Origin of the sequence: Ralstonia sp. SET104 (genome assembly GCF_003851545.1) — a bacterium.
In the GTDB taxonomy this organism is placed as follows: Bacteria; Pseudomonadota; Gammaproteobacteria; order Burkholderiales; family Burkholderiaceae; genus Ralstonia.
On record NZ_BHVX01000039.1, the window covers coordinates 1 to 1,429 of the forward strand.

The window sequence follows — 1,429 nt, forward strand, 5'->3', positions numbered from 1 at the left end:
TGAACTGCACCCCAAAAGTTGGACACCAACTTTTGGGGTGTTTTCATGTACAGGTACAGCGAGGACTTCAGACTCGCAGTTGTCCAGGACTTTCTGTCTGGAGATAGCTACTACGAAGCGGTAGCCAAGCGGCATGGCATTGATCGTGGGACGGTACGCCGATGGGTCGATGCTTATCGTCTGCATGGCGCGGCTAGCGTCAAGCCAAAGTATTCCCATTACAGCGCAGCCTTCAAGCTGAGCGTGCTGCAGCGGATGCGCCGCGACAGACTCTCGTATCGCGAAGTCGCGGCGCTATTCGACATCCGGAACTTCGGCGCCATTGGCATCTGGGAGCGCAAGTATGATGAGGGCGGTTTAGAAGCCCTATCTCGGCCATCGAGACGGCCCAGGACAATGCAAAAACCCCCAAAGCCCACCCCTCCATTACACCGTCAGCCTGAGGATGAGGCGCGCTCGCGCAAAGAGTTGCTCGATGAGCTGAACTACCTGCGCATGGAGAACGAATACCTAAAAAAGCTCGACGCCTTGGTTCAAGCGAGCAAGAAATCAGCGCAGCCCAAAAAGCGCAAATCGTGCTTGAACTAAGGCGAAAGTATCCTCTTGCCAGGCTACTCAAAGTGGCAGGCTTGGCGCGCAGCACCTTCTACTACCAGCAGGGCTTGCTGGGCGTCAGTGACAAGTACGCCGATCTGAAATGTCGCATCCGGGTGCTTTTTGAGCGACACAAAGGGCGCTATGGCTACCGCCGCATCACCGCCGCCATTCGGCAAGCCGGCGAGCTAGTCAATCACAAGACGGTCCAGCGACTAATGAAGACGCTGGGCCTGAAGTCGTGTGTGCGGGTGAAGAAATATCGCTCCTACAGGGGAGAGGTTGGCCGCGTCGCGCCCAACCTGTTGCAGCGACGTTTCCACGCTGATCGTCCCAATGAAAAATGGGTGACCGATGTGACTGAATTCAATGTGGGAGGGCAGAAGCTGTATCTGTCACCCATCCTGGACCTCTACAACGGGGAGATCGTTGCATATGAGATCGCCAGGCGACCTCTGTTCGAGATGGTACGCAGCATGCTGGACAAGGCGTTTGCGCGCCTGAAGACGCACGACAAGCCGCTCCTGCACTCGGACCAAGGCTGGCAGTACCAGATGTCGGCCTATCAACGACTGCTACACAAGCGCTCGATCACGCCCAGCATGTCGCGCAAAGGAAACTGCCTGGACAACGCCGCCATGGAAAGCTTCTTCGGCACGTTGAAGTCCGAGTTCTTCCATCTCAACGAATTCAGCAACCTTGACCAGCTCAAATCCGGCCTTGAGCGTTACATCCGCTACTACAATCACGACCGCATCAAGCTCAAACTAAAAGGGCTGAGTCCTGTGCAATACAGAACTCAGCCCTGTCAGGCCTAGCCTTACGAACCGTCCAA

At 55.9% G+C, this 1,429-nt stretch carries 1 protein-coding gene; it reads left to right on the plus strand.

All coding sequences use genetic code 11. The features are described from left to right. Positions 1-45 precede the first annotated feature (45 nt). A protein-coding gene (locus tag PSUB009319_RS22705) for an IS3 family transposase (protein ID WP_124384421.1) occupies positions 46-1,412 on the plus strand; the annotation gives its coding sequence in 2 pieces (ribosomal slippage) (positions 46-519 and positions 522-1,412; 1,365 coding nt in all). The last annotated feature ends 17 nt before the right edge of the window (positions 1,413-1,429 follow it).